Source organism: Sphaerisporangium rufum, assembly GCF_016863395.1.
In the GTDB taxonomy this organism is placed as follows: Bacteria; Actinomycetota; Actinomycetes; order Streptosporangiales; family Streptosporangiaceae; genus Sphaerisporangium; species Sphaerisporangium rufum.
On the sequence record NZ_BOOU01000007.1, the window covers coordinates 85,756 to 103,198 of the forward strand.

At 74.1% G+C, this 17,443-nt stretch carries 17 protein-coding genes; 9 read left to right on the forward strand and 8 right to left on the reverse strand.

The genetic code is table 11. The features are described 5' to 3' along the window. The first annotated feature begins 113 nt into the window (after positions 1 to 113). Positions 114 to 665, forward strand: coding sequence for a PadR family transcriptional regulator (locus tag Sru01_RS02730; protein ID WP_239136811.1), 552 nt, complete (start codon positions 114 to 116; stop codon positions 663 to 665). Between the two features lie 10 nt (positions 666 to 675). Here the strand turns inward: Sru01_RS02730 and Sru01_RS02735 are convergent, their stop codons facing one another. The 4 genes from Sru01_RS02735 to Sru01_RS02750 form a co-directional block, all read right to left on the reverse strand. Continuing rightward, entirely contained in the window at positions 676 to 2,544 is a 1,869-nt protein-coding gene (locus Sru01_RS02735) for a serine/threonine-protein kinase (RefSeq protein WP_203982220.1), read from the reverse strand. A 175-nt stretch (positions 2,545 to 2,719) separates the two neighbouring features. Further along, complete coding sequence (locus Sru01_RS02740; RefSeq protein WP_203982221.1) at positions 2,720 to 3,937, reverse strand: NADP-dependent isocitrate dehydrogenase; 1,218 nt, start codon at positions 3,935 to 3,937, stop codon at positions 2,720 to 2,722. Positions 3,938 to 4,048: 111 nt separating this feature from the next. Next, the gene (locus tag Sru01_RS02745; RefSeq protein WP_203982222.1) at positions 4,049 to 4,333 is read right to left on the reverse strand and encodes a DUF3017 domain-containing protein; all 285 of its coding nucleotides are present in this window, start codon (positions 4,331 to 4,333) and stop codon (positions 4,049 to 4,051) included. After that, on the reverse strand, positions 4,320 to 5,441 hold the full coding sequence (locus tag Sru01_RS02750) for a citrate/2-methylcitrate synthase (protein WP_203982223.1): 1,122 nt from the start codon (positions 5,439 to 5,441) through the stop codon (positions 4,320 to 4,322). The genes Sru01_RS02745 and Sru01_RS02750 overlap by 14 nt, the downstream gene beginning before the upstream one ends. A gap of 183 nt (positions 5,442 to 5,624) precedes the next feature. On the opposite strand from Sru01_RS02750, the gene Sru01_RS02755 reads away from it, so the two are divergent. The 6 genes from Sru01_RS02755 (at position 5,625) to Sru01_RS02780 (ending at position 11,366) form a co-directional block, all read left to right on the forward strand. Then, a complete protein-coding gene (locus Sru01_RS02755) occupies positions 5,625 to 6,275 on the forward strand; it encodes an FHA domain-containing protein (protein WP_203982224.1) in 651 nt (216 codons plus the stop codon). A 47-nt stretch (positions 6,276 to 6,322) separates the two neighbouring features. Next, entirely contained in the window at positions 6,323 to 6,940 is a 618-nt protein-coding gene (ccmA, locus tag Sru01_RS02760) for a heme ABC exporter ATP-binding protein CcmA (RefSeq protein ID WP_239136813.1), read from the forward strand. Then, complete coding sequence (locus Sru01_RS02765; RefSeq protein ID WP_203982225.1) at positions 6,937 to 8,628, forward strand: DUF6297 family protein; 1,692 nt, start codon at positions 6,937 to 6,939, stop codon at positions 8,626 to 8,628. The genes ccmA and Sru01_RS02765 overlap by 4 nt, the downstream gene beginning before the upstream one ends. 141 nt (positions 8,629 to 8,769) lie before the next feature. Further along, entirely contained in the window at positions 8,770 to 9,513 is a 744-nt protein-coding gene (locus Sru01_RS02770; RefSeq protein ID WP_203982226.1) for a hypothetical protein, read from the forward strand. Further along, positions 9,510 to 10,589, forward strand: coding sequence for a radical SAM protein (locus tag Sru01_RS02775; RefSeq protein ID WP_203982227.1), 1,080 nt, complete (start codon positions 9,510 to 9,512; stop codon positions 10,587 to 10,589). The genes Sru01_RS02770 and Sru01_RS02775 overlap by 4 nt, the downstream gene beginning before the upstream one ends. A gap of 171 nt (positions 10,590 to 10,760) precedes the next feature. Then, the gene (locus tag Sru01_RS02780; RefSeq protein ID WP_203982228.1) at positions 10,761 to 11,366 is read left to right on the forward strand and encodes a Uma2 family endonuclease; all 606 of its coding nucleotides are present in this window, start codon (positions 10,761 to 10,763) and stop codon (positions 11,364 to 11,366) included. A 198-nt stretch (positions 11,367 to 11,564) separates the two neighbouring features. Here the strand turns inward: Sru01_RS02780 and Sru01_RS02785 are convergent, their stop codons facing one another. From Sru01_RS02785 to purN, 3 genes are all read right to left on the reverse strand, one after another. Further along, positions 11,565 to 12,416: a bifunctional methylenetetrahydrofolate dehydrogenase/methenyltetrahydrofolate cyclohydrolase gene (locus tag Sru01_RS02785; protein WP_203982229.1), complete on the reverse strand. Its 852-nt coding sequence runs from the start codon at positions 12,414 to 12,416 to the stop codon at positions 11,565 to 11,567. Between the two features lie 94 nt (positions 12,417 to 12,510). Further along, positions 12,511 to 14,061 (reverse strand): bifunctional phosphoribosylaminoimidazolecarboxamide formyltransferase/IMP cyclohydrolase, encoded by a 1,551-nt coding sequence (gene purH, locus Sru01_RS02790; RefSeq protein WP_203982230.1) that lies wholly within the window; start codon positions 14,059 to 14,061, stop codon positions 12,511 to 12,513. A 62-nt stretch (positions 14,062 to 14,123) separates the two neighbouring features. Then, on the reverse strand, positions 14,124 to 14,765 hold the full coding sequence (gene purN, locus Sru01_RS02795) for a phosphoribosylglycinamide formyltransferase (RefSeq protein WP_203982270.1): 642 nt from the start codon (positions 14,763 to 14,765) through the stop codon (positions 14,124 to 14,126). Between the two features lie 82 nt (positions 14,766 to 14,847). Between purN and Sru01_RS02800 the strand changes: the two genes are divergently transcribed. Both Sru01_RS02800 and Sru01_RS02805 read left to right on the forward strand, forming a co-directional pair. Further along, complete coding sequence (locus Sru01_RS02800) at positions 14,848 to 15,255, forward strand: hypothetical protein (RefSeq protein ID WP_203982231.1); 408 nt, start codon at positions 14,848 to 14,850, stop codon at positions 15,253 to 15,255. A gap of 97 nt (positions 15,256 to 15,352) precedes the next feature. Further along, positions 15,353 to 15,649, forward strand: coding sequence for a ubiquitin carboxyl-terminal hydrolase 14 (locus tag Sru01_RS02805; protein ID WP_203982232.1), 297 nt, complete (start codon positions 15,353 to 15,355; stop codon positions 15,647 to 15,649). A 13-nt stretch (positions 15,650 to 15,662) separates the two neighbouring features. Here the strand turns inward: Sru01_RS02805 and Sru01_RS02810 are convergent, their stop codons facing one another. Next, complete coding sequence (locus Sru01_RS02810) at positions 15,663 to 17,324, reverse strand: cell division protein PerM (protein ID WP_203982233.1); 1,662 nt, start codon at positions 17,322 to 17,324, stop codon at positions 15,663 to 15,665. Positions 17,325 to 17,443 lie beyond the last annotated feature (119 nt).

A 17,443-nucleotide genomic window follows, 5' to 3' on the forward strand; every position in this document is an offset into this window, starting at 1 on the left:
CCGTCCGACACGCGCGCGAAGGTCCCGGCGAACCTCACAGGAGCGCAAACTCTCCCCTGCCGGCCGATCACCTGGTAGAAGACATTCCATATGTCACAGTGAACATATCCGTGATGGCTAGCATGGTCGGCATGTCGCTCCGCGTCGCCCTCCTCGGACTGCTGTCATTCGCCGGACCGGCCAGCGGCTATGACCTGACCAAGATGTTCACGCTGACGATCAACCATGTCTGGCAGGCCAAGCACAGCCAGATCTACCCCGAGCTCAACCGGATGGCGGCCGACGGCCTGATCAGCGTGGCCCAGCCGGGGCCGCGCGGGCGCAAGATCTACACGATCACCGAACACGGCGCGGCGACGATGCGCGACTGGTTGGTGTCGCACACCCCGAGCGGGACCATGCGCAGCGAGCAGTCGCTGCAGGCGTTCCTGCTGCCGCTGCTGGAGCCGCCACAGGCGCTGGAGGCGCTCGAACGCATGGCCGACGCCACCCAGGCCAGGCTGGACGGGCTGGAGGAGATGAAAAAGGTGCACATGTCCGGACAGGGCGGCGGCGACATCGGCCACTACGCCCTGGACCTCGGCATCATGCAGCTGCGCGCCATCCTCGCCTGGACCCACCAGACCGCCGACGACATCCGGGCCTCCGCCGCCCCGGACTCATGAGCCGGCCGCCTCAGCGGCAGCTCACCGGCGTGGGCCGCTCGGATTCGAACCGGAAGGCGACCTTGCCGAAGTACTTGCGCAGCAGCGCGATGGCGGTGCCGTCCGCCCACATGCGGTCGACCGCGTCCCGGACCGCCTCGCAGGTCTCCACGTCGCCCCGGCGCACCCCCACCGCGTACCGCTCGTCGGTGAGCCGCGCGCCGAGCACCTTGTAGCGGATGCTCTCGCGGTTGGCGAACCCGGCCAGCAGCAGATCGTCACCCGGAACCGCGTCGACCTTGCCCTCGCGCAGCAGGGACATGCAGTCGGCGTAGTTGTCGGCCGACACCAGCCGCACCTTGACCGCGTCCTGCACGATACCGACCGACGCGTTGGACCCCGGCGAGCACATCCGCCGGCCCGCCAGGTCGCCGAGCCGCCGGAACGGATCGCCCTGGCGCACCAGCAGGTCCACGTGGGCCAGGTAGTAGGGGCCGGCCAGGGTGATCGGCGCGCCCGCCCGGATCGGGTAGGTGGCGATGACCAGGTCGGCCTGGCCCGAGTCGAGCATGGCGAGTCGCTGGGCCGAGCCGGCGGCGTCGAATACGACCCCGTCCGGCGGCACGCCGAGCCGGCGCGCGATGTACCTGCCGACCTCCACCTCGAAGCCGCCCCACTCGCCGTTGTCGAGCAGCGCCACCCCCGGCAGCAGGTCACGTACCGCGATGGTGAGCCGGCCGGTCGCGGCCACCTTGTCCAGCACCGAGGAGTACACGCCCGGGCTCGGCGCCGTCCGGCTCGGCACCGCGGCCGCCACCCCGCCGCCCCGGCCGAACGGCAGGCCATACCGGTCGACGGCGTACGCGCCGCCGCCGCCCAGCACCAGCAGGCCGAGGACGGCGGCGACGAGCCGGCCGCGCCACGACCGGCGCCGGGGGACGGCCGGCGCCGGGGCGGCCGGCGGGGCCGCGGCCGGCGGCACCGCGCGGGCCGCGCGACGGGCGGTCTCGACCGTCCGCCGGCTCGCCACCTCCGCGCCCTCGCTGAGCACCGCGGTGGAGGCGCCGTCCCCGCCGTCCACGCCGTCCGCCCCCGCGTGGCCGAGCAGGCGCAGCAGGATGCGGTCGGCGGTCGGCCGCTCGTCCGGCGTCTTGTGCAGGCAGGAGCGCACCACCCCGCGCAGCGGCTCGGACAGCTCCTCGACGTCGACCTCGTGGTTGAGCACCCGGTTGAGCACCGCCGCGATCGACCGGCCGCCGAACGGCGCGGTCCCGGTGGCGGCGAACATCACCGTCGACGCCCAGGCGAACACGTCGGCGGGCGGGCCGACCTCGCCGCCGGAGATCTGCTCGGGCGCCATGTAGGCGGGGGTGCCGACGGCCCGGCTGGTGATGGTGCCGGTGGAGTCCAGGATGCGGGCGATGCCGAAGTCGACGACCCGGGGGCCGTCCGCGGCCATGAGCACGTTGTCCGGCTTGAAGTCGCGGTGCACGATGCCGGCCTGGTGGATCGCGGTCAGCGCGGTCGCCGTGCCGACGGCCAGCCGCTGCAGCGCGCTGCCGGACAGCGGTCCGGAGCCCTCCACGGTCTCCCGCAGCGACGTCCCGTCGATGTACTCGCTGGCGATGTAGGGCGTGTCGCCGTCCAGATCGGCGGCCAGCACCCGCGCGGTGCAGAACGACGCCACCCGCTCGGCGGCTCGCAGCTCCCGCGCGAACCGCGACCGCGCCGTGCGGTCGCCGCTGAACTTGACGTGCAGCAGCTTGATCGCGGCACGCTCGCCGGTGGCGCTCTCGCCCAGGTAGACCACGCCCTGGCCACCCTCGCCGATACGGCCGGCGAGCCGGAAAGGGCCGAGCCGGTCGGGGTCTCCCCGGTCCAGCGGGCCGATGTTCGGCATTCTTGTCCCCGTGGTTCGTCAAATGTCGACCAAGAGAACCATACGATCCCGCCGGGGCTCCGCCGGTCCGCCGAGACCACGCCGTGATCTCAGCGAGCCCGGAGGGACGCGTGGAGAACGCCGCCAGGGCCGCCGCCCGCCCGCGCGGCCGGGCGGCGGCCCCGGGAGGCCGCTGTCAGGCCGCCATCTTGCGCTTGAGGTTCTCGTCCAGGGCGGCCAGGAACTCCTGGGTGGTCAGCCACTTGGTGTCGCCGCCGACGATGAGCGCCAGGTCCTTGGTCATCTGACCGGCCTCGACGGTCTCGACGCAGACCCGCTCCAGGGTCTCGGCGAACGCGGTGACCTCCGGCTGCCCGTCCAGCTTGCCGCGGTGCGCCAGGCCCCGGGTCCAGGCGAAGATCGAGGCGATCGGGTTGGTGGAGGTCGGGTTGCCCTTCTGGTGCTCGCGGTAGTGGCGGGTCACCGTGCCGTGCGCGGCCTCGGCCTCGACGGTGCGCCCGTCCGGCGACATCAGCACCGAGGTCATCAGGCCGAGGGAGCCGAAGCCCTGGGCGACGGTGTCGGACTGCACGTCACCGTCGTAGTTCTTGCACGCCCAGACGTAGCCGCCCTCCCACTTCATCGCGGCGGCGACCATGTCGTCGATCAGCCGGTGCTCGTAGGTGATGCCGGCGGCCTCGAAGTCGGCCTTGAACTCGCTCTCGAAGATCTCGGCGAAGATGTCCTTGAACCGGCCGTCGTAGGTCTTGAGGATGGTGTTCTTCGTCGACAGGTAGACCGGGAAGCCGCGGTCCAGGCCGTACCGCATGGAGGCACGGGCGAAGTCGCGGATCGACTCGTCGAGGTTGTACATCGCCATCGCCACGCCGGAGCCGGGGAAGTCGAAGACGTCCAGTTCCATCGGCTGCGAGCCGTCCTTCGGAGTGAAGGTCAGCGTCAGGGTGCCCTCGCCGGGGACCTTGATGTCGGTGGCCCGGTACTGGTCGCCGAAGGCGTGCCGGCCGATCACGATGGGCTTGGTCCAGCCGGGGACCAGGCGGGGCACGTTGGCGATGACGATCGGCTCGCGGAAGATGACGCCGCCGAGGATGTTGCGGATGGTGCCGTTCGGCGACCGCCACATCTTCTTCAGGCCGAACTCCTCCACCCGCGCCTCATCGGGGGTGATGGTCGCGCACTTCACGCCGACGCCGTGCTCGCGGATCGCGTTGGCCGCGTCGATCGTCACCTGGTCGTCGGTGGCATCGCGGTGCTCGATCCCCAGGTCGTAGTACTTCAGGTCGACGTCCAGGTAGGGGAGGATCAGCTGGTCCTTGATGAACTTCCAGATGATCCGGGTCATCTCGTCGCCGTCGAGTTCGACGACCGGACCCGCTACCTTGATCTTGGGCATGCTTGGGGTTCCCCTTCTCACAACTTCTGACGAACTGGGCTGGACCGGACTTATCGCGGACGCGGTGAGGCTACCCGAAGGGGCGGATCCGGCCATCGTCCGCCCACGCCGCTACCCACGGCCGACGATCTCCGGCAGGGCCACCGTGAGGGCCACCACGGCGAGCGCGCCGCCGATGAGGGCGAAGGTCACCGCGTCCGCCCGCCGGCCGCGGACCGCGAGCAGGCCTTGGCCGCCGTCCGGGCCGGCCAGCCGGGCGACCGCGCCGCCGAGCAGCGCCGCGGACACGACCAGCGAGCCCGCCCACGCGGGCAGGCCCAGCGCCATCGCCCCGAGGCCGGCGGCCGCCCCGGCCAGGACCAGCAGGTACGGCAGGCCGACCCTACCTCTCGTCAATCGGCGCCCACTTTTGGTCACGCTCTCCGATGTACTCGCTGTCCGGGCGGATCAGCCGGTTGTCGGCGTGCTGCTCGATCACGTGCGCGGTCCAGCCGGCCATCCTGCTCACCGAGAACACCGGCGTGAACAGGTCGGTCGGGATGCCGAGGTAGTGGTAGACCGTCGCGGCGTAGAAGTCGACGTTCGGGTAGAGCCCCTTCTCGGCGTGGACGACCTCCTCCATCTCCTTCGACATCCGATAGTAGGTGTCGTCGCCGCTCGCCTCGGCCAGCTCCCGGGACATCTTGCGCAGGTGCGTCGCCCGCGGGTCCTCGGTCTTGTAGACGCGGTGGCCGAAGCCCATGATCTTCTCGCCGGCGGCCAGCCGGTCGCGCACCGCCCGCGCGACACCGTCCGCCGGGATGCTCTCCAGGGTGCGCATGACCTGCTCGTTCGCCCCGCCGTGCAGCGGGCCCTTGAGGGTGCCGATGGCCGCCACGATCGCCGAGTGCATGTCCGACAGCGTCGCCGCGCAGACCCGGGCGGCGAAGGTCGAGGCGTTCATCGTGTGGTCGGCGTGCAGCACCAGGCAGGTGTCGAAGATCTCCACCGCCCGCGGGTCCGGCTCCCGGCCGGTGATCTGCAGCAGGAAGTTCGCCGCGATGCTGCGCGCCGGATCCGGTTCCGGGGCCCGCCCGCCGCTGCGCGCCGCGTGGTAGCGCGCGACCAGGATGGGTTGCTGCGCGGTGAGCCGCGCGGCCTTGCGCCGGTTCGCGGCCGCCTCGTTGGAGTCCTTGTCCGCGTCCTCCGCGCCGGCCAGCGACACCAGCGAGCGCAGGGCCTCCATCGGCCCCTGCTTCTCGGCGATCTCCGCGACGTTGCCTTCGGCCAGCGCGCCGAGCGCCCGCCCGGAGGCGAGCTCGGCGCCGTAGTCGGCCAGCTGCCGGCGGGTGGGGAGCGCACCGTGCTGGAGCAGATGCGCCGTCTCTTCGAACGAGACATGGCCCGCCAGGTCGTGGATGTCGTAGCCGCGGTAGAACAGGCGACCGGCTCGGCCGTCGATGTCGCTCAGCGCGGTGGACGCGGCGACGACATCGGCGAGGCCTTTAGTGGGGTTGTCCGCCATGTGTGGTTTCCTCCGCTTATCTTCACGGGAAGTCTACCCGTGAGCTGGTAAAACCGGCCGCGAAGGTCCAGACCAATTTCTGGTGCGATTCTCGATATGGCAAAGGACGATTCCTCGACCCCTCCTTTGGGTAAGCCGCAGCTGTAGCGCAAGTAACGGCGGGCTACCTGGGGAGGAACTGCCGTGGAGGGGCCGTTCATACGTGTCGAGGAGACCGGCGAGGTCATCCCGTTGCGCCCCGAGGTCACGACGGTCGGCCGCGGCCGGGGCGTCGACGTGCGGCTGGCCGACCCGAGCGTGTCGCGGTTGCACGCCGAGTTCGTCCGGCGCGGGCCTTACCTTTACGTCGTCGATCTCGGGCTGTCCCGCAACGGCACCCGGGTGAACGGCCGGCCGATCGCCCGGAGGGTGCTGGACGACGGCGACGTCGTCTCCTTCGGCGCGGCGCGCTGCCGGGTCGGCGGCGTCCCGCGGGAGGACTTCACCCCCGAGGTGGAGCTGCGCCGCGCGGCCGCGCCCGAGCTGACCCGGCGCGAGGTGGACGTGCTCACCTCGCTGTGCCGCCCGGCGCTGTCGGACGAGGCGTTCGTCGCCCCGGCGACCGCGCGGGAGATCGCCGACGACCTGGTGGTGACGGAGGCCGCGGTCAAGCAGCACCTGCTGCGGCTCTACCAGAAGTTCCGCATCCCCGAAGGGATCAACCGGCGCACCCGGCTCGCCAACGAGGTGGTCGCGCTCGGCCTGGTCCGGCCGACCCCGGTGGTGCCGCCGCAGCGCACCTCCGGCCCCGGCGAGTCCCCGCCCCCGCAGACCGCCGGCCGCCGCGCCTCGTGACCCCGCCCGATCCCGCGCGCGGCGGGCGGGCGCCGTAGAGTCGAGCGGTGATCGTCTCGGCGCGTGGAATGGACGTGGAACTGGCCGGCCGTACGGTGCTGCGCGGGGTGGACCTGGCCGCCGCCCCCGGAGAGATCGTCGCGGTGCTCGGCGAGAACGGCGTGGGCAAGTCGACCCTGCTGCGCTGCCTGGCCGGGCTGCAGCCGCCGGCGGCGGGCGAGCTCGGCGTGCTCGGCCGCCCACCGGCCGACGAGCCGGCGTTCTGGCGCGAGGTGGTGCTGGCCGCCGACGAGCCGGCCTGGTATCCGGGCCTGAGCGTGCGCGAGCACCTGGAGCTCATGCACGCGGTGCACGGCGCGGCCCGGCTGGAGGTCGGCGCGGCGCTCGACGCCTTCGAGCTGGCCGGACGCGGCGACGTGTCCCCCCTCGCGCTGTCCACCGGGCAGCGGCAGCGCCTGTGCCTGGCGATGGTCCTGCTGCGGCCGAGCCGGCTGCTGCTGCTGGACGAGCCGGAACGCGGGCTCGACACCGCCTTCCGGCGGCGGCTCGGGTCCTACCTGGCCGGGTACGCCGCGACCGGCGGCGCGGTGGTGATGGCGACGCACGACCCGGCCCTGGCCGACGCCGTCGCCACCCGCCGCGTGCTGCTGGAGACCGCCGCGTGACCGGGGTCCGCGCGGTCCGGGGCTTCATCCGCGAGCGCCGTCACCGGCCGGCGCGCTGGACGGATCGGTACACCGCCGGCTTCGCGCTCGCGATGGCGGCCCTGCTGGCGAGCCGGCCGATCGGCTCGGCGATCGCCTCGGTCGCGCACCCGATCGCCCCCGGACGGCTCGGCGCCGCGTTCGCCCTGGTGACGCTGGCCTTGGCCGGCCTCCTCGCGCTCGCCCGCGCCGCCGGCCCGATCGTACTCCCGGCCGCGGAGGCCGCCTGGCTCGTGCTGTCGCCGCTGCCGCGCCGCGGGGTGCTGGCCCGCTCCGCCGTGGAACTGGCGGTGGCCGCGCTGCTGGGCGGGGCGGTCCTCGGCGTGGCCGCGCTCGCGCTGGTGGGCGCAGCCGACCAGGTGGGCGTGCGGCTGATCGTGGCGGTGGTGCTCGGCATGTCCGCCACGGCCGGCGGCATGGCGTCCGCCGTGCTCGGCCAGGCGTCCGAGCAGTGGCAGTCCGGGACCCGGGCGGCGATCACCGTGCTCACCGTGGCGGCCGTCCTGATGGCGGTCCTGGGCGCCGGGCCCGGCCGCGGCCTGCTCGCCGCGGTCGCCGCCGCGCCGGCCGCGCTCGGCGCGGCGCTCGCCGGCCTGACCGCCGCGGCGGCCGCCCTGGTGGGCCGGCGGGCGTGGGCCGCGCTGGACCGGATGCCCGCCTCGAAGGTCCTGGCCGCCTCCACCCGGGCCGGCCACCTGGCGGCGGCGACCACCGTCATGGACCCCGGCGCGTTGACCTGGGCCGCCGAGGACAACCGGTGGCGCGGCCGCATCCTGCGCTCCCGCCGCTGGCCCGCCAGACTGCGTGCCGCCGGCGCGACCGCGCTCGCCCCGGGACCACTCGCCCTCGCCCCGCAGCACGCCGCCGGCGCACCCGCTCCGGCGCGGCCGGCCGGCCGGTCCGCCTCCCTCGGCGCCCGCCGTCCGGCTCCGGACCCGCGGGCCGGGCGGGGAACGGCGGCACCCCCCTGGCCGGCCGCGATGGCGGTGGCCTGGCCGGACTGGCGGCTGCTGTCCCGCCGCCCGTGGCGGGCGGCGGGCCTGCTCGCCAGCACGGTGCTGCCCGCCGCGGTCGGGCAGGCGAGCGGGACCCCGTCCACGCTCACGCTGGTCACGCTGGCCATCGGCGCGCTCTCCGCCGCCGCGACCTGCACCTCCGGCGCACGGCGGGACGGCGACAATCCGGCGCTGGCCCGCCTGCTCGGCGTCGACCCGCGCGCGGTGCTGGCCGCCCGGGCGGTGCTGCCCGCGCTACTCGGCGCCGGGTGGCTCGTCCTCGCATTGGCCGGGCTCGCCGCCGCCGGCCCGCTGCCCGGCGGCCCGTGGTGGCTCTTCGGACCGGCCGCCGCACCGGCCCTGGCCGCGGGCGCGCTGCGGATGGCCCGCCGGGCGCCGATCGACCACTCGATGCCGGTGATCGACACCCCGGGCGGTGCCGTGCCCACCGGTCCGCTGATCTGGGCGGCGACCGGCCCCGACCTGGCCGCGGCCGGCTGCGCGCCGCTGCTGTGGGCCCTGTTCAGCGGTTCACCGCTGTCACCCGCGCTGGTGGCCGGGCAGGCGCTGCTCGCCCTCGGCGTGCTGGCCGCCTACCTGCGGCGCGGCGCGGCGCGGCCGCCCGCGGACCGGCCGGCCGCGGGCGCCGCCTGACGAAGCGCGCACCGCACCGCCCGATCCGCGCACGGTGAGCGGGCGACTCCGTTTCGTCATTGACGGAACGGCTGCGATGGGCGGATGCTCGCAGCGAGGCCGGCGGGGGCGGCGCACCGTGAGCGAGAACGAGGTGGACGTATGACCGACCAGGCCGGCGGCGGCGAGATCCGCGAGCCGCTGATATTACGCGACGACGCCGTCACCGGCGGCGTGCCCGCCCTGTTCGCCGCGATGCGCGCCGACGACGCGCTGCGGCGGCGGTTCGCCGAGGACCCGGCCGGCGTGCTGGCAAAGGTCACCGGGAACGTCGGCCTGCCGCCACAACGCCTGTCGTCGACCAACCGCCTGGTGTTCTCGCTGCTCGGCAACGCCGAGCTGGTCGACTGGCTGCGCTCCTACGCCGAGGAGCGACGCGGCGAGCCGATCGAGCGGACCCGGTTCTCCCGCGACTTCGCCGAAGCGGTGCTGGAACACGGGCACGGCAGCCCGGAACTCGACATCATCCGGAACGCGATCCGCGACGACGCCGGAATCCGCATCGCGCCGGACGCGTCTCCCTTCATTCACCACAGCGACTTCCTGCTGCCCGGCATCGCGGTCACCACCGATCACAAGGTGCAACAGCACCAGACCCAGGACCAGGTGCAGGACGCCCAGACCCGGCACGACCACTCCTCCACCCAGAGCTTCACTCCGCAGACCCACTTCACCACCCCGCACAGCGGCGTGGACCCGGAGGAAGACCTGACGATCTCCCCGGAGTGGCTGCGCATCACCGTCGACGCGCTGGTGAACCAGGCCGGCCTGCTGCGCCGCAGCAGGCTGTTGGACGTGGACGCGCCGCTGGACCTGCACCTGGACTCCCCGCTGGACCTCGGATGAGCGCGCCGGACCCGGGCCGGGGCGTCTTCGCCGGCCCGCGCACTCTGTCGATCATGCCGACCTTCGCCTGCCCGGCCGCGTGCGCCGAGTGCGGCACGCTGTCCAGCCCGCACGCCGCGGGCCGGCTGGACCTCGCCCAGATCGTCGCCGCGATCGACGAGGCCCGCGAGCTGGGCTTCTACAACGTCGTCTTCACCGGCGGTGAGGCGACGCTGCGCTGGCGCGACCTGCTCGCCGGCATCACGCACGCGCGCGACCGGGGGTTCCCGGTGCGGCTGGTGACCAACGCGCACTGGGCCCGGAGCCTGGAACGGGCCCGTGCCCGGGTGGCCGCGCTGGCCGGCGCCGGGCTCACCGAGATCAACTACAGCACCGGCGACGAGCACGTCCGCTTCGTCCCGGTTGACCGGGTGGCCTACGCGATGGTCGCCGCGGCCGAGCGCGATCTGCCCGTGCACGTGATGGTGGAGATGAAGCTCGGCAACGAGATGACCCGCGACCGGCTGCTGGCCCACCCGGCGCTGGACCTGCTGGACGCCGGGCGGCGGGCGGCGATCTCGGTGAAGTCCAGCCCGTGGATGCCGCTCAGCCCCGACCGGTTCCACCGCTACGAGCCCGGCACGGCCGCCGACCGCGGCAACCTGGGCTCGCGGACCGGGTGCCCCAGCGTGCTGCAGACCTACACCGTGCAGGGCGACGGCCGGATCGGCGCCTGCTGCGGCATCGGGTTGCGCGCGATCGGCGAGTTGAACGTCGGGCGCGCCGAGGGTGCCGAGCCGCTGCGCCGGGCCGTCCAGGAGGCCGAGCAGGACTTCCTCAAGCTGTGGATCCACTACGAGGGCCCGGAACGGGTGATCGCCTGGGCGGCGTCGCACGATCCGTCCATCGAGTGGGAGGGCCGGTACGGCCACCACTGCCAGGCCTGCCGCCGCCTGTATCAGGACGACACCATCCGGGCGGTCGTCCGCCGGCACTGGAAGGAGGTGGTCGCCCGGGTGCTGCAGGCCGCCTGGTTCGACGAGGTGGACGGCCCCCGGCGGCTGCGCGAGATCGCCGCCCCGGCGCCGGCCGGCTGAGCCCCGGACGCACCCGCTCGCCCGCGTCCCGGCGTACCCGGCCGTCGCCCGCGTCTCGGCGGCCGGCCCGCCGGGACGCGACGTCCCGGCGCCGGAAGCGGGCGGCGAACGGGGTGGCCGGACCGGGAGAATTCTCCTGGCAAGCGTGGGCGTGATTGCTACGGTGAAGGCATGACGGTCCAGGTCAGGAGCGAAATCGTGACAGATGCCCATCTTCCCGGCTGGCTGCGGCCGCCGCCGGAAGGATTCACGGCAGAAGACCTCGATCACTTTCCGGATTTGCCCGCGCACACAGAGTTGATTGACGGAAGCTTGGTCTTCGTGAGCCCGCAGAAGGACTTCCACTCCGTCATCGTCGACCTGCTCGTCACCGCGCTACGACGCTGCGCCCCCGAGCGATACCGGGTACGCCGGGAGATGAGCATCATCCTCGGCCCGCGGCAGCGGCCGGAGCCGGATATCGCCGTCATCCACGCCGACGCCCTGACGGGGCCGGACACGACCGCCTACCAGGCCGCCGACGCGGTGTTGCTGGTCGAAGTGGTGAGCCCCGACTCCGAGACCCGCGACCGGGAGCGCAAGCCCGAGCTGTACGCCACAGCCGGCATCAAGCATTTCTGGCGGGTGGAGCAGGACAAGGGACGCCCGACGGTCTACGTCTACGAGATCGACCCGGCGACCAAGAAGTACGTGCCGACCGGCATCTTCCACGACAAGCTGCGACTCACCGTACCCTTCAAGATCGACATCGACCTGACCGAGGCCGACCGCCTCTGACCGGCCCCGGGAGCGGCCGGTCGACCGCAGGCGTGCCGCACGGTGGGCGTGGACGCCGGGACGCGCCCGCCGCACGATTGCCGTCGACCGACCACCTGGTGTTCTCGCTGCTCGGCAACGCCGACCTGGTCGACCGGCTGCGCTCGGGCGGCGACCCCCTCGGCGCGGCGGGGCGCTGGATCCGCGGGGCGGAAAGGGTCAGCCGGCGCGGCGTTCGGCGGCCTCGACGACGTTGGCGAGCAGCATCGCCCGGGTCATCGGGCCCACCCCGCCAGGGTTGGGCGCCACGAAACCGGCGACCTCCCGCACCTCCGGCGCCACGTCGCCGGCGAGCTTGCCGTCCACCCGGGAGACGCCCACGTCCAGCACCGCGGCGCCGGGCTTCACCATCTCCGCGGTGATCAGGCCGGGCACGCCGGCCGCGGCCACCACGATGTCGGCCTCGCGGACCCGGCCGGCCAGCCCTCGGGTGCCGGTGTGGCACAGCGTGACGGTGGCGTTCTCGGTGCGCCGGGTGAGCAGCAGGCCGAGCGGCCGGCCGACGGTGATGCCGCGGCCGATCACCGTGACGTCGGCGCCCTTGATCGGCACGCCGTACTCCTGGAGCAGCGCCACGATGCCGCGCGGCGTGCAGGGCAGCGGGGCGTCCACCATGTGCACCAGCCGGCCGAGGTTCACCGGGTGCAGGCCGTCGGCGTCCTTGGCCGGGTCCATCCGCTCGATCAGCGCCTGGGCGTCCAGGTGCCGGGGCAGCGGCAGCTGGACGATGTAGCCGGTGCACGCCGGGTCGGCGTTGAGCTCGTCGATCGCCGCCTCGACCTCGACCTGGGAGGCGGTCTCCGGCAGGTCGCGGCGGATCGAGGAGATGCCCACCTCGGCGCAGTCGCGGTGCTTGCCCGCGACGTAGATCTGGCTGCCGGGGTCGTCACCGACCAGGATGGTGCCGAGGCCGGGCACGACCCCGCGGGCGGCCAGCACGGCCACCCGCTCCTTGAGGTCGGCCTTGATCTTGGCGGCGGTCGCCTTGCCGTCGAGAATCTGCGCGCTCACAGCTCGCCATCCTTCCATGCCGGGCCGGCCCGGCGCGCGCCGCGGGGGACGGACCGGGCGGTCGGTCCCCCGCGGCGCGGCCGGCGGGCCCGGCTCAGTGGAAGAAGTGCCGGGTGCCGGTGAAGTAGAGCGTGATCCCGGCCTTGGCGGCGGCCTCCACCACGACGTCGTCCCGGACTGAGCCGCCGGGCTGCACCACCGCGGTCACCCCGGCCGCCAGCAGGATCTCCAGCCCGTCGGCGAAGGGGAAGAAGGCGTCGGAGGCGGCGACCGACCCGGCGGCCCGCTCGCCGGCCCGGGCCACCGCCAGCCGGGCGGCGTCCACCCGGTTGACCTGGCCCATGCCGACGCCCACCGTGGCGCGGTCGGCGGCGAGCAGGATGGCGTTGGACTTCACCGACCGGCAGGCCCGCCAGGCGAACGCCAGGTCGGCCAGCATCTCGGGCGGGGCGGCCGGGCCGGTCTTCAGCTCCCAGGAGGCCGGGTCGTCGCCGGGGGCGTCCACCCGGTCCACCCGCTGCGCCAGCAGGCCGCCGTCGATCCGGCGATACTCCACCCGGTTCGCCGGGCCGGCCGGGCAGCGCAGCAGCCGGATGTTCTTCTTGGCGGTCAGCACCGCGAGCGCCTCGGCGGTGAAGGACGGCGCCACCACGACCTCGGTGAAGATCGGTGCGATCTGCTCGGCCAGCTCGGCGCCGACCTCGCCGTTCACCGCGATCACCCCACCGTAGGCCGACAGCGGATCGCAGGCGTGCGCCTTGCGGTGCGCCTCGGCCACGTCGGCGCCGACCGCGAGCCCGCACGGGTTGGCGTGCTTGATGATCGCCACCGCCGGCTCGGCGAAGTCCCACGCCGCCCGCCAGGCCGCGTCGGCGTCGACGTAGTTGTTGTAGGACATCTCCTTGCCGTGCAGCTGCTCGGCCGCCGCCAGGCCGCCCTCGCCGCCGGTGTACAGGGCGGCCCCCTGGTGCGGGTTCTCGCCGTACCGCAGCACCGCGCGGCGCCGCCAGGTCGCCCCCATGAACGACGGCCAGCCGGCGTCCTCCTCCTCCGGGGCGTGCACGCTCGCGAACCAGGAGGCCACGGCGGTGTCATAGGCGGCGGTGCGGGCGAAGGCCCGGGCGGCGAGCCGCCGGCGCTCGGGCTCGGTGAACCCGCCCTGCGCCACCGCGCGCAGCACGTCGCCGTAGCCGGCCGGGTCGACCACGACGGCGACCGTCCCGTGGTTCTTCGCGGCCGCGCGGATCATCGCCGGGCCGCCGATGTCGATCTGCTCGACGCACTCGTCCGGGGCGGCACCGCCGGCGACCGTCCGCTCGAAGGGGTAAAGGTTGACCACAACGAGCTGGAACGGCTCGATCTCCAGCTCTTCGAGCTGCTTGACGTGGGAGGGGTCGGCGCCGTCGGCCAGCAGGCCCGCGTGCACTCGCGGGTGCAGCGTCTTCACCCGGCCGCCGAGGCACTCGGGGAAGCCGGTCAGCGACTCCACCGGGGTCACCGGCACGCCGAAGGAGGCGATCGCCGACGCGGTGCCGCCGGTGGACACGATCTCCACGTCCGCGGCGTCCAGTGCCCGGGCCAGTTCCTCCAGACCTGACTTGTCATGAACCGTGATCAACGCGCGCCGGATGGCGATGCTGGTCACTTCGTGTTCCTCCTTGATTCCGGACGGTCCGGACTCCCGGCCGATCCGTGGTCGAGACCGGCTCACCGGCCGCCGCCCGGGGCGCCGGACGCCGCGGGGCGCCCGCCGCCGAGCCGGACGTGCCGGCCGGTCACACTCCAGCCGTCGCGCACCATGCGCCCGACGACGTCCACCAGCAGCCGGCGCTCCACGGTCTTGATGCGCTCGTGCAGGCTCGCCTCGTCGTCGCCGTCGCGCACCGCGACGGCCTGCTGGGCGATGACCGGCCCGGTGTCCACCCCGGCGTCCACCAGGTGGACGGTGCAGCCGGTCACCCGGACCCCGTAGGCCAGCGCGTCGCGCACCGCGTGCGCGCCGGGGAAGGCGGGCAGCAGGGCGGGGTGGGTGTTGACGACCGGGAACGCCCCGAGCACCCGGGGCCCGAGGATCTTCATGAAGCCGGCCGAGACGACGAGATCGGGGCGGTGTGCCGCGATCCGCGCGTGCAGCGCGGCGTCCCACGCCTCGCGGCCCTCGTGGTCGGTGACCTTGACGACGAACGCGGGCAGGTCCGCGCGCCGGGCGCGGGCCAGGCCCTCGATGCCGTCGCGGTCGGCGCCGACCGCGACGATCTCCGCACCGAAGGCGGCATCTGCGGCGGCGTCCATCAGGGCCTGTAGGTTGGATCCCGAACCGGAGACGAGGACCACGAGCCGAGCCGACAGGGCTGCACTCCTTCGGGCGATACGTTGACGGTACGGCAGTCAGCGTATCGGCCCGCCCGCTCCACAACGCCAAGGAGGTCAGGTGCTTCCATCCGCTGAGACGTCGGCGGTCGAGATCGGGCGACGGGCGCTGCTGCTCTCCATCGGCGCGATCGCGCTCACGTTCATGGTGCCCGTCCTCGGTCTGGCCCTCGGCGTCTTCGCCGCCGTCGCGTGCGTGCGGGCCTGGCGGGCCGCCTCCGGCGGCCGCGCGCCGGTGTTCATGCCGGTGGCCGGTCTGGTGACGTCGGCGCTCGCCATCCTGCTCGCCGCGTCGGTGGCCTGGTTCCAGACCTACTTCGATGACGAGCTCGGTGTCTACACCGAGTGTATGAAGGGGGCCGGCACCACCACCTCCCAGCAGGCTTGCGTGGCCGATCTGGAGCACGCCATGGAGTCGCGGCTGCCGTTCGTCCCCGAGGGCGGGTTGCGGCTGCCGTTCGCGCCATGACCGGCCGGGCCCGTCTCGGCCGCCGGCCGGCCCGGGCGCGCCGGGCCGCCGTACCATCCGCCGCGGGCCGGGTGCCCGCGCACCGCAAGGAGATGCCGTGACCGACTGCTCCCACCTTCACGAGATCCGCGACGTGCAGCCCGGCGATCCGCGCGGCTGCCAGGAGTGCCTGGCCGACGGTTCGCGCTGGGTCCACCTGCGCACCTGCCTGACCTGCGGGCACGTCGGCTGCTGCGACTCCTCGCCGAACCGGCACGCCACCGCCCACTACCGGGCCGCCGGGCATCCGATCATCGAGTCGTTCGAGCCCGGCGAGGACTGGGCCTGGTGTTATCCCGACCAGCTGCTGCTGGACCCCTCCCCCAGCGGCGCCGGCTCGCGCTCGCACGAGTGACGGCGGCCGGCGGTCACGGATCCCGGTCCCAGGCGTAGGGGTCGACGTAGATCACGTGACCGCCGCGGTCGTCGGTCTCGTCCACGATGTCGCGGCGCGGCGGCCCGGCCGGCCGCGCCTTCGCGGGCCGCGCCGCTCCGGGCCGCGCCACGCCAGGCCGGGGCGGCCGTCCAGGGTCGCCGGCCCCCTCGGCCAACGTGTGCTCGTCGGCCCAGTCGGCGCGGATCACCGGGATCGGCCGGGTGTCGTCCTCGGCGGCGTCCATCCAGTGCCTGGACGGCGGTGCGGCGGGTGGCGCGGCCGGCCGGACCCTGCCCGCCACCTCCGCCACCTTGGCGATCACCGCCGCTCCCCGCACCGGGGTGATCACCTGGGCGCCGTGGAAGATCAGCCACCAGTTCGCCAGGCCGGCGGAGATGCCGGCGGCGACGCCCGCCTCCAGCCCCACCGACACCGCGACCTCCCAGGCCGACGGTCCGACGGCCGACAGCCGGGACCCGCCGAGCGGGCCGCCGGCGAGCGCGGCCAGCACTCCGGCGGCCAGGCCGGTGGTCAGGCCGCAGACGAACCCCCACAGCGGCGCCGACTCGAACTGCGGGGTGGGTGCCACCCGGGCCACCACCACCCCGGCGACCGCGCCGGCCAGGAACGGGATCGCCAGCACGCTCATGGTCCACGGCGAGGCGACCCCGGACTCCGGCAGCGCGCCCAGCACGGGCAGCGCCGGGACGGTGCCGAGTTGCACCCCGGTCGGCGCGACCAGCGTGCCGGTGCCGAGCGCGAATCCCGCACCGCTGATGTAGGCCATCCCCCAGACGACGAAGTTCAGCAGGTACAGCAGTTCCACGAGCAGCAGCAGCGAGCCGCCGACGAACCCGGGGGCCAGCAGTTCCGACAGCCGCTGCACCTCCGCGAGGTTCCGTACGACGGCGAACACCACCAGCGCCAGCCCGGCGGCCAGCAGCAGGCTGAGCGCGACGGCGGTGCCCGCCACCACCGAGCGGGCCCGCTCGGGCAGCAGGCGCAGCATCGACCGCCAGGGGCCGATGGTCCGGGCGGTCGCCAGCGAGCCGGCGACGAAGGCGAGCAGGAAGTGGCTGAGCAGCGCCTCGCCGACGAACGGCCGGGTCACCTCGTTGCGGGCGGCCAGCGCGATCACCCCGGCCAGCAGGGCGTAGGGCGCGGCCAGCGAGATGCCGGCCTGGGCGATCAGCACCAGCTGGGCACGGCGGCGGGCACTGGCCCGTTCCTTGGGGCTGCCCTTGGGCAGCCGGGCGGGCAGCCGCAGCCGCAGGTCGGCGTCCCGGGCCATCCACATCGCGGCCCGGTACAGCAGGGCGGCGGGCAGCACCATCAGGCCCAGCGGGAGCAGGCCGACCCGGCCGGCGGGGATGGCGAACCCGGCGTGGTGGGCGGCCAGCCAGACCTGGCAGGCGGCGCGGAACACCCCCGGCAGCCCCTGGCCGAAGGCGCCGCGCGGCGCGGCGATCCAGCCGACCAGGGTGAGGGTGGTGAGCGCGGCGAGGCCGACACCGAGGGTCCACGCGGCGCCGAGCATGCCCGAGACCGGCAGCGGCCGGCGGGTCTCCTCGTCGTCGCCGCCGCCGGCCACCAGGGGGATGCGGCTGAGCACGGTGCGGGGGGCCGTGCGGAGCTGATGCAGAAGGGCCGTCACGGTAACCGATGGTCTCAGCCGGGACGCCCGGGGCGGGCGCACCCCGGCCGCGTGTCGCCCCCTTTGTCATTCGATGGTGCTTTGTCCGGGCGGCCGGGCCGAACAAACGGAAACGCCCG

Excerpts from the sequence above, each read along its gene's own strand:
- Sru01_RS02740 (WP_203982221.1), bottom strand. The coding sequence starts at position 3,937 with ATGCCCAAGATCAAGGTAGCGGGTCCGGTCGTCGAACTCGACGGCGAC.
- Sru01_RS02770 (WP_203982226.1), top strand. The coding sequence starts at position 8,770 with ATGACCGACCAGGCCGGCGGCGGCGAGATCCGCGAGCCGCTGATATTA.
- Sru01_RS02735 (WP_203982220.1), bottom strand. The coding sequence starts at position 2,544 with ATGCCGAACATCGGCCCGCTGGACCGGGGAGACCCCGACCGGCTCGGC.
- Sru01_RS02750 (WP_203982223.1), bottom strand. The coding sequence starts at position 5,441 with ATGGCGGACAACCCCACTAAAGGCCTCGCCGATGTCGTCGCCGCGTCC.
- Sru01_RS02775 (WP_203982227.1), top strand. The coding sequence starts at position 9,510 with ATGAGCGCGCCGGACCCGGGCCGGGGCGTCTTCGCCGGCCCGCGCACT.
- Sru01_RS02780 (WP_203982228.1), top strand. The coding sequence starts at position 10,761 with ATGACGGTCCAGGTCAGGAGCGAAATCGTGACAGATGCCCATCTTCCC.
- Sru01_RS02730 (WP_239136811.1), top strand. The coding sequence starts at position 114 with ATGGCTAGCATGGTCGGCATGTCGCTCCGCGTCGCCCTCCTCGGACTG.